Source organism: Dyella solisilvae (assembly GCF_003351225.1).
GTDB lineage: Bacteria > Pseudomonadota > Gammaproteobacteria > Xanthomonadales > Rhodanobacteraceae > Dyella > Dyella solisilvae.
On record NZ_QQSY01000001.1, the window covers coordinates 551,613 to 561,916 of the forward strand.

At 65.2% G+C, this 10,304-nt stretch carries 5 protein-coding genes; 4 read left to right on the top strand and 1 reads right to left on the bottom strand.

Annotated features, from left to right (window positions below):
* The first annotated feature begins 6 nt into the window (after positions 1–6).
* The 4 genes from DVT68_RS02455 (at position 7) to DVT68_RS02470 (ending at position 8,822) form a co-directional block, all read left to right on the top strand.
* Complete coding sequence (locus DVT68_RS02455; RefSeq protein WP_114823460.1) at positions 7–3,114, top strand: efflux RND transporter permease subunit; 3,108 nt, start codon at positions 7–9, stop codon at positions 3,112–3,114.
* Complete coding sequence (locus tag DVT68_RS02460) at positions 3,111–6,416, top strand: efflux RND transporter permease subunit (RefSeq protein WP_114823461.1); 3,306 nt, start codon at positions 3,111–3,113, stop codon at positions 6,414–6,416. Before DVT68_RS02455 ends, DVT68_RS02460 begins: the two co-directional genes overlap by 4 nt.
* Positions 6,413–7,876: an efflux transporter outer membrane subunit gene (locus DVT68_RS02465; RefSeq protein WP_114823462.1), complete on the top strand. Its 1,464-nt coding sequence runs from the start codon at positions 6,413–6,415 to the stop codon at positions 7,874–7,876. The genes DVT68_RS02460 and DVT68_RS02465 overlap by 4 nt, the downstream gene beginning before the upstream one ends.
* 67 nt (positions 7,877–7,943) lie before the next feature.
* Positions 7,944–8,822: an aldo/keto reductase gene (locus DVT68_RS02470; RefSeq protein ID WP_114823463.1), complete on the top strand. Its 879-nt coding sequence runs from the start codon at positions 7,944–7,946 to the stop codon at positions 8,820–8,822.
* A gap of 137 nt (positions 8,823–8,959) precedes the next feature.
* Here DVT68_RS02470 and DVT68_RS02475 read toward each other — a convergent pair whose 3' ends face one another.
* Complete coding sequence (locus DVT68_RS02475; protein WP_114823464.1) at positions 8,960–9,889, bottom strand: 5'-nucleotidase; 930 nt, start codon at positions 9,887–9,889, stop codon at positions 8,960–8,962.
* Between the last annotated feature and the right edge of the window lie 415 nt (positions 9,890–10,304).

Sequence of the window (10,304 nt, forward strand, 5' to 3'; positions counted from 1 at the left end):
GGACCGATGAACATTTCCCGCCTGTTCGTGCTCAGGCCGGTGGCGACCTCGCTGTTGATGATCGCGCTGGTGCTGGTGGGCCTGGTGGCGATGCGATTCCTGCCGGTGTCGTCGCTGCCCAACGTCGACTACCCCACCATCCAGGTGCAGACCTTCTATCCCGGCGCCAGCCCCACCGTGATGGCGACCACGGTCACCGCGCCACTGGAAGTCCAGCTGGGCCAGATCCCCGGCTTGCAGCAGATGACTTCGTACAGCTCGGCCGGCGCCTCGATCATCACCTTGCAGTTTGACCTCTCACTCAACCTCGACGTGGCCGAGCAGAACGTGCAGGAGGCCATCAACGCCGCCAACAGCCTGCTGCCCTCCGGCCTGCCGGCGCCGCCGACTTACGCCAAGGTCAATCCGGCCGACCGGCCCATCCTCACCCTGGCGGTGTCGTCGCGCTCGATGTCGCTGCCGCAGTTGCAGGACGTGGCCAACAACCGCCTCGGTGCGAAGATCTCGCAGGTATCGGGCGTGGGCCTGGTCACGCCTGCAGGCGGCAATGTGCCGGCCATCCGCATCGAGGCGGACCCGAGGAAACTGGCCGGCTACGGCATCAACCTGGATGACCTGCGCACGCTGATCAACAACGTCAACGTCAGTCAGCCCAAGGGCAACATCGACGGCCCGGAACTGAATTACACCATCAACGGCAACGACCAGATCCATGATCCGCAGGATTACCTGGATACGGTAATCGCCTACCAGAATGGCGCGCCGGTATTCCTTCGCGACGTGGCGCGCGTGAGCCAGTCCGCGCAGAACACCGAGCAAGGCGCCTGGTACAACCGCACCCAGGCGATCGTGCTCAACGTGCAGCGCCAACCGGGCGCCAACGTGATCGCCACGGTCGACAAGATCATGCAGGTGCTGCCCCAGCTCGAATCGACGCTGCCGGCGGGCATGCATGTCGAGGTGGTTTCCGACAGCACCGGCGTGATCCGCGCCTCGGTGTCGGACGCCGCCTTCGAGCTGATCCTTGCGGTGGTGCTGGTGGTGCTGGTGATCTTCGTGTTTCTGCGCAACCTGCCGGCGACGGTCATCCCCAGCATCTCGGTGCCGGTCTCGCTGGTCGGCACGCTGGCGCTGATGTACCAGCTCAATTATTCGATCGACAACCTGTCGCTCATGGCGCTGATCATCGCCACCGGTTTCGTGGTGGACGATTCGATCGTGATGATCGAGAACGTGGTGCGCTACCTCGAGGAAGGCAAGCCACCACTCGAGGCGGCGCTGGTGGGAGCCGGCCAGATCGGCTTCACCATCCTCTCGCTGACCGTGTCGCTGATCGCGGTGCTGATCCCGCTGCTGTTCATGGGCGGGGTGATCGGCCGACTGTTCAGCGAATTCGCGGTGACGCTCGCCGTGACCATCGTGTTGTCGGCGGTGGTTTCACTCACCCTGGTGCCGATGCTGTGCGCGCGCCTGCTGCGCGCCAAATCCGAGCGCCATCCCAGCCGCTTCGAACAGATCAGCGAGCGCCTGTTCGACCAGACGCTGGCCGCATACAAGCGCGGCCTTTCCTATGTGATGGCGCACCAGACCGCCACCCTGCTGGTGTTCATGCTGACCCTGGCGCTGACCATCGTGCTGTACGTGGTGATCCCGAAGGGCCTGTTCCCGGTGCAGGACGTGGGCGTGATCCAGGGCATCAGCGTGGCCGACAACTCGGTCTCCTATGCCGCCATGGTCGATCGCCAGGCGGCGTTGGCCGAAGCCATCCTGAAGGACCCCGACGTCACCAGCCTCACTTCCTATGTCGGCATCGATGGCACCAACACCACCCTCAACAACGGTCGCTTCCTGATCAACCTGAAGGCCCGCGACGACCGCTCGTCGACCGCCGGCGAAATCGCCCGACGCCTGCAGGAGGAAGCGGCCAGCGTGCCCGGCATCAAGCTGTACCTGCGGCCGGAGCAGGACCTCACGCTGGATACCACCATCTCGCCGAACCAGTACCAGTTTGTGCTTCGGGGTCCCAGCCAGCAGGCTTTCTCGCAATACGTGCCAGAGCTGACCGCACGACTGAAGCAGATCCACTCGATCACCGACGTGACCAGCGACCTCAACAACGATGGTCTCGCCGTCAACATCGAGGTGAACCGCCAGCTGGCCGCGCGCTACGGCATCACCGCGGCCACCATCGACAACGCGCTGTACGACGCGCTCGGCCAGCGCATTGTCTCCACCATCTTCGAACAGGCCAGCCAGTACCGGGTGATCCTGGTAGCGCAGCCGGAAAGCCTGCCGACAATAGATTCGCTGGGCGACCTCTACCTGCCCAGCCAGACCTCGACCTCAGGCCAGGTACCGCTGAAGGGCATCGCCACACTCAAAGTCACCAAGTCGCCGCTGGTGATCAGTCATCTCGCCCAGTTTCCGGCAGTGACGGTGTCCTTCAACCTCGCCAAGGATGCCTCGCTGAGCAAGGCAGTGAAGGAGGTCGAACAGGTCGAGCAGGCGATCCACCTGCCTTCCTCGATCACTTCCTCATTCCAGGGCGCCGCGCAGGCCTTCCGTGATTCGCTGGCCAGCGAGGTCTATCTGCTGATCGCCGCGCTGGTGGCGGTGTACATCGTGCTGGGTGTGCTCTACGAGAGCTTCATCCATCCGCTGACGATCCTGTCCACCTTGCCATCGGCCGGTATTGGCGCGTTGCTGTCGCTGATGATTGCCGGCAGCGACCTGGACGTGATCGGCATCATCGGCATCGTGCTGCTGATCGGCATCGTGAAGAAGAACGCGATCATGATCGTGGACTTCGCCCTGGAGGCGGAGCGGGTCGAGGGCAAACCGGCCGAGGAGGCGATCTTCGAGGCGTCGCTGCTGCGCTTCCGCCCGATATTGATGACCACGCTGGCGGCCATGCTGGGCGCAATGCCGATGCTGCTCGGCACGGGCACCGGCTCGGAGCTGCGCCGTCCGCTCGGCCTTGCCATCATCGGCGGCCTCACCCTGAGCCAGGTGCTGACGCTGTTCACCACGCCGGTGATCTATCTGTTCTTTGACCGCCTGGCCCAGCGTGTGGGACGCAAGCAGGCCGGCCCGGCCACCGAGGGCGCGCCGTGAACATCCCCGGGCTGTTCATCCAGCGACCGGTGGCGACCACGCTGTTGGCCGCTGCGATCCTGCTATCGGGCCTGCTTGCCTACTTCCACCTGCCGGTGGCGCCGCTGCCCAATATCACCTTCCCGGTGGTGGTGGTGCAGGCGAGCATGGCCGGCGCCAGCCCCGAGATCATGGCCTCCACCGTGGCCGAACCGCTGGAACGCCGGTTGGGCACCATCGCCGACGTCACCGAGCTGACCTCGCAGAGCACCGTCGGCACCGCGATCATCGTGGTGCAGTTCGGCCTCAATCGCGACATCAACGGCGCTGCGCGTGACGTGCAGGCGGCGATCCAGGCCTCCCGCGCCGATCTGCCCACCACCCTGCGCAACAATCCGACTTACCGCGAGTACAACCCTGCCGATTCGCCCATCATGGTGCTGGCGCTGACCTCGCATACGCTGACCCGCGCGCAGCTGTACGACTCGGCCAACTCGGTGATCCAGCAGCAGCTCTCGCAGGTGGATGGCGTGGGCCAGATCACCCTGGGCGGCAGCGCCCTGCCCTCGGTGCGCGTGGAGCTGGAACCGGACCAGCTCAACAGCTACGGGATCGGCCTGGAAGACACTCGCGCCGCCATCAGCGCCGCCAACGCCGACAGCGTCAAGGGCCATATCGACCAGAACGGCCAGCGCTTCGAGGTGCTATCCAACGACCAGATCAGCAAGGCCGCGCCCTATCGCGACCTGGTCATCGCCTACCGCGAAGGCGCGCCGGTGCTGTTGCGCGACGTGGCCCAGGTCGTGGACTCGGCCGAGAACATACGCAACGCCGGCCTCTACAACGGCCAGGACGCGGTGCTGGTGATCGTCTTTCCGCTGCCAGGAAGCAATATCGTCAAGACCGTGTCGCAGATCCGCCACGTATTGCCGGCGATCGAAGCGACGCTGCCGCACAACGTGCATATCGGCATTGCGATCGATCGTTCGCAGTCAGTCAACGCCGCCGTCAACGACACCGAGCGCACTTTGGTGATGGCCATCGTGCTGGTGATCGGGGTGGTCTACATTTTCCTGCAGTCGCCCCGCGCCGTGCTGGTGCCGGCGGTGGCGCTGCCGCTTTCCATCGTCGGCACCTTCGGCCCGATGTACCTGATGGGACACAGCATCGACAACCTGTCGCTCATGGCGCTCACGATTGGCACCGGTTTCGTGGTCGACGATGCGGTGGTGGTGCTGGAGAACATCGTGCGCCATGTGGAATCGGGCATGGAGGTGCATGAGGCCGCCATGGTCGGCAGCGCCGAAGTCAGCTTCACGGTGATCTCGATGAGCCTGTCGCTGATCGCGGTGTTCCTGCCGATCCTGCTGATGCCCGGCATCGTGGGCCTGTTGTTCCACGAGTTCGCGGTGACCCTGTCCACCGCCATCCTGCTGTCGCTGGTCATTTCACTCACCGTCACGCCCTGCATGGCGGCCCACGTGCTGAGCCGCCAGACCCTGCATTCGCGCGCTCGCTGGGCTGTGTGGTACGAGCGCCAGTTCGAGCGCTTCAAGCAGGCCTATTCGCGAACGCTGACTGCGGTGCTCGATCACGCATTGCTGGTCATCCTGTTGCTGATCGGGCTGATGGTGGCCAATGTGTTCCTGGTCAGGCTGCTGCCGTCGACCTTCTTTCCGGAGCAGGACAACGGCATCCTGATCGGACAGATCATCGCCGACCAGAGCATCTCCTTCCAGGCGATGGAGCAAAAGCTCGCGCAGCTGCAGTCCATCGTAAACAAGGACCCGGCCGTGGCCTCGGTGGCCGGCTTCACCGGCGGCCGCGCGCTCAACACCGCCAACGTGTACGTGGAACTCAAACCGCTGTCCCAGCGCCGACTGACGGCAGCGCAGGTAGTCGATCGGCTGCGTCCGAAACTCAACGCGGTCTCCGGCGCCAAGCTGTTCATGCAGGCCGCGCAGGACCTGCACATCGGCGGACGACAGTCGGCCGCGGAATACCAGTACACGCTCACCAGCGACGATCCGGATGCGCTGTACACCTGGGTGCCGCGGCTGCTGACCGCGCTGGGCAAGTACCGGACCGAGCTGGTCGACGTCAATTCCGACCTGCAGCAGAACGGCCTGCAGATCTACGTCAACCTCGATCGCCCCACCGCCGCCCGCTTCACCTTCGCACCCAACCAGATCGACAACGTGCTCTACGACGCGTTCGGCCAGCGCACCGTGTCGACCATCTACAACGAGCTCAACCAGTACTACGTGGTGATGGAAGTGGCGCCGCGCTACTGGCAGTACCCGCAGATCATCGACCGCATGCACTTCAGCACCGCCGCCGGCAATCCCACCGGCACGCAGCAGACGCAGATGTCCAAGGCGCTGGTCAAGGGCGTTACTCCGGTGCTTGCGGTGAGTGGCGCCGCCGCCGAGGGCGAAAATACCAACGCGCTCAACGCCGACGCCGAGGCCAACCAACAGACCAACGCGATCTCCAACGCCAGAGGCGGCAGCTCCAGCGGCAGCGCGGACAGCACTGCGGCCGAGACCATGGTGCAGTTCCCGGCGATGGCCAACTACATCACCAACCACACGGCCACCCAGGTCAACCATCAGGGCGGGCTGGTCGCCGGCACGGTGTCCTTCAACCTGCCGCCCGGCGGTTCGCTCAGCAAGGCGCTGGCGGCGATCCAGCAAGCCGGGCAGGAAATCGGCATGCCAGCTTCCATTCATGGCGGCAGCGCCGGGGCCGCCCAGGTCTATGCGCAATCCATGTCCACCATGCCGCTGTTGATCCTGGCCGCGCTGGGGGCGGTGTACATCGTCTTGGGCATCCTCTACGAGAACACGGTGCACCCCATCACCATCCTGTCCACGCTGCCCTCGGCGGGCATCGGCGCCACGCTCGCGCTGCTGATCTTCGGCACACCGTTCTCGGTGATCGCGCTGATCGGCATCATCCTGCTGATCGGCATCGTCAAGAAAAACGCCATCATGATGATTGACGTCGCCATCCACCTTCAGCGCGACGAACGTATGGCGCCGCACGACGCCATCCACCAGGCCGCCGTGGTCCGACTGCGGCCAATCATGATGACCACCGCCGCCGCCGTGCTCGGCGCCGTTCCGCTGGCCATTGGCATCGGCCAGGGTGCATCGCTACGCCAGCCGCTGGGCATCACTGTGATGGGCGGCCTGATCCTCAGCCAGGTCTTCACCCTCTACACGACGCCGGTGATCTACCTCTACCTGGATCGTCTGCGCGCGCGGCTGGCCCGCTGGTCGCAGAGCCTGCCGTGGAATCGATCGGACGTACCCGCATGAACATCCAGCCACTTCGCACCATCCTGGCCACTTCGCTCACGCTGCTGCTCGGCGCGTGCATGGTCGGGCCCGACTACCACCGTCCCGACTCGCCGGCGCCGCCACAGTACAAGGAGCTGCCCGGCTGGGTCGCCGCCACGCCCGCCGCCGAAGCGCCGAAGGGCGATTGGTGGACGACTTTCAACGATCCGCTGCTCGATGAGCTTGAGCCGCAGGTGTCGGTGTCCAACCAGACCGTGCAGCAGGACTACGCCAATTACGAGGCGGCCATGGCCGAGGTGCAGGTGGCGCGCAGCAGCCTGTTCCCCACCATCGGCATCGCCGGTTCGGTCAGCAAGCAACGCAGTGCGGCGGGCAACGTCGGCAGCGGTGTGGAACACCTCAAGCCGGTGAGCACCTCCGGCTCGCTCGAGGGCAATGTGAGCTGGGCGCCGGACTTCTGGGGCAAGGTGCGGCGCACGGTGGAAGAGAGCAAGGCCAACGCCCAGGCCAGCGAGGCCACGCTGGCCAATGCCACGCTGGCCGAGCAGGTGGCGCTCGCCACGGCGGTGATCGACCTGCGCGTCACCGACGCCAACATCGATCTGTTGCAGCGGACTGTCACCGAGTACCAGGAATACCTTCGCGTTGTCGCCAACCAGGACAAGGCCGGCACCGTGCCGCCTTCGGACGTGATCACCGCCCGCACGCAACTGGAAAATGCCCAATCCAGCCTGCTCGCGCTGGGCATCTCCCGCGCGCAATACGCGCATGCCATCGCCGTGCTGGTGGGCAAGACACCCGAGGAACTGGACATCCCCCACGACAGCAACCTGCCCAACCTGCCCTCCGTACCAGCGGGCGTACCGTCCACCTTGTTGCAGCGCCGCCCCGACATCGCCGTGGCCGAACGTGAGATGGCCGCGCAGAACGCGGCGATCGGCGTCGCGATCGCCGCCTACTATCCGTCCATTTCGTTGTCGGCCGCTGACGGCTTCGCGCAGTCGCCACTCTCAGGGCTGCTGCATGTGGCGAACCACGTGTGGTCGTTGGGCGCAGACGTCAGCCAGACCGTGTTCGACTTCGGCGCTCGGCACGGCCAGGTCGCCGCCGCCCGCGCCAACTACGAGGCCGCGGTCGCCAACTACCGCGGCACCGTGCTGACCGCGTTCAAGAACGTGGAGGATGACCTCTCGGGCCTCACCATCCTGTCCCAGCAGGCCGACGTGCTGGACTCGGCGGTACGCAACGCCACCCGAGGCGCCGAGATCGCCTTCAACGAATACAAGGCCGGCACCGTCGACTACACCACCGCCGCCATCGCCCAGACCACGCGGCTAAGCACCGAGGAAAGCGCGCTCAGCGTGCGCCAGCAGCGCCTGGTCGACACCGTGTCGCTGATCGGCGACCTCGGTGGCGGCTGGTCCGCCGCACAACTGGACGAAGCAACGCCCGTGGCGGCCAACGCGCCAGCGCACTGACAACGCCGTCTGGCGTGCGTCGGGAGGGATTGGCACACTGCCTGCCTCGTTCCCTGCTGGCCTCGTCATGTCGACTGCTCCCTTCGCCCTCTCCCCCATCGTCGCCGGACTTTGGCGCATCGTCGACTGGAGGCTCAGCGTCGCCGAACGCGTGCGCTGGATTGAGCAAGCTCTGGACTTGGGCATCACCACGTTTGACCACGCAGATATCTACGGTGGCTACCAGGCCGAGGCGCAATTCGGCGAGGCGCTCAAGGCGGCGCCGTCGCTGCGCGCCCGCATGCAGCTGGCGACCAAGTGCGGCATCCGCCTGCGATCGCCGCAGCATGCCTACCGCATCAACTACTACGACAGCGCGCCGGCCTATGTACGCGCACAGGTCGAGCAGTCACTGCGCAACCTGCACACTGAGCAGCTCGATGTGGTGATGATTCACCGACCTGACTACCTGATGGACGCGGCCGCGCTGGCCGACACCTTCGCCACGCTCACCCGCGAAGGCAAGGTGGAGAACTGGGGTGTCTCCAATTTCAGCGCCAGCCAGTTCGCCCTCCTGCAGCAGCACCATCCGCTGGTGACCAACCAGCTGGAACTGTCGCCGCTCCAGATGAATGCACTCGACAACGGCGCCCTCGACCAGTTCCAGCAGGTGGGCGTGCGCCCAATGATCTGGTCACCCCTGGCCGGTGGCCGCCTGTTCACGGGTGACGACGAGCAAGCCGTGCGCGTACGCGCCGAGATGACCACCATGGCCCATCGCTACGGCATCAGCCTGACCACGCTTGCCTTCGCCTGGGTGCTGCGCCATCCGTCACGCCCCCACCCCATCACGGGCTCGGGCCGCATCGAGAGCCTGCGCGAGGCGGTCGCCGCACTGGATGTCACGCTCGATGCCGAGGACTGGTACGCGATCTGGACGGCGAACAAGGGCCATTCGGTGCCCTGATCGACGCAGAGCTGGTGGATTGCACCTCGTGCACGGATAGCCGATTCCGAAGGGATGGGGCGTAGCTACGTCTTCCCGACAGCAACCGTAAGGACGCTGCGCCACCAGCGCGCGCAGCGTGAACCTGTACGAGCGTTCTAGCGGTTGCTGACACCGTGCGGCACATGGCCCGTCGCCACGTGCTTGCGCGCCGACTCCACGTTGGCCGGGGAATCATCGAAGAAGATGTCCGCGCCGAACGCATCCAGGAACGGTCCCTTGTCGCGCCCGCCGAGGAAAAGCGCCTCGTCGATGCGCACGCCCCAGCGACGCAGCGTGAGAATCACCCGTTTATGCGCCGGCGCCGAGCGCGCCGTGACCAGCGCAGTGCGGATCGGCGAATGCTCGGCAGGGAACGCCGCCTGCAACCGATGCACCGCGGTGAGGAAGCCGCGGAACGGTCCCACCGACAAGGGCTCGTCGGCGAGGGCGTGCTCGTTGCGGTGGAATGCTTCCAACCCTTCCTCACGCGAGACCCGCTCGCCCTCGTCACCGAAGATCACGGCATCACCGTCAAAGGCAATGCGAAGCTGCTCGGTGGCGCGCGGCGGCGCCGTGGACGGGAGGATAGTCGCCGCCGCCACGCCTGCGGCCAGGGCCCGGCCCACGTCCTCGGCATTGGCGGAGAGAAACAGGTCGGTCTTGAACGGCGCGATGTAGTCGGACGTCGGCGCCCCGCTGGTGAAGGCGGCACGACTGATTTCCAGCCCGTAGTGCTGGATTGCATTGAAGATGCGCAGTCCCGTGTCGCCGGAGTTGCGCGACAGCAGGATCACCTCCACTGGCGGCACATCGCCCGCAAGCTTGTTCAGATCCAGCAGCTTCTGCACCAGCGGGAACGCCACGCCGGGCTTGAGGATCTCGTTCTCGTGCTCGATCTGGAACGAACGATAGGCATCCAGACCCTCACGCTCGAACAGCTCGTGGCTGTCACCCAGATCGAACAGGGCGCGCGAGGAAATGGCCACCACCAGGCGGTTGTCGCCTACCGAGGTGGGATCGTGGGCGTCTGCTTTTGGGCGGGTCATGGGGCCAATTTAGCAAAAGTTGTGTTTCGGCTGATGGATGGTGGAGGTATTGGTGTCGTTCCTCCCACCTTCATGGGATTCGAAAGACGCTGCGCTACGGCTCTAAGCGCTCTCTGTTTGGAACACGGCGAAGGCAAGATGGCTTCTCCCATCACAGTCTCACTCTGCAATCGCCAGTTCCGTGACCGCACCAGTCAGTTCGACTTCTGCACGAACGGAGGACAAAGGGCGAAGCGCTTGGAACACCAGGAGGAAGCTACGCGTCTCCGCGTGCTCCCCCTCGACGTCATCCCAGCGAAGGCTGGGATCCAGCGACTTTCGCTCTTGGTTTGACCGCACGGCTATCAGGCTCGCCTGCGGCGGGCTTCCGCCCTCCTGCCGGAGGCCGGGTCACTTTCTCTTGCTTGCCCAAGAG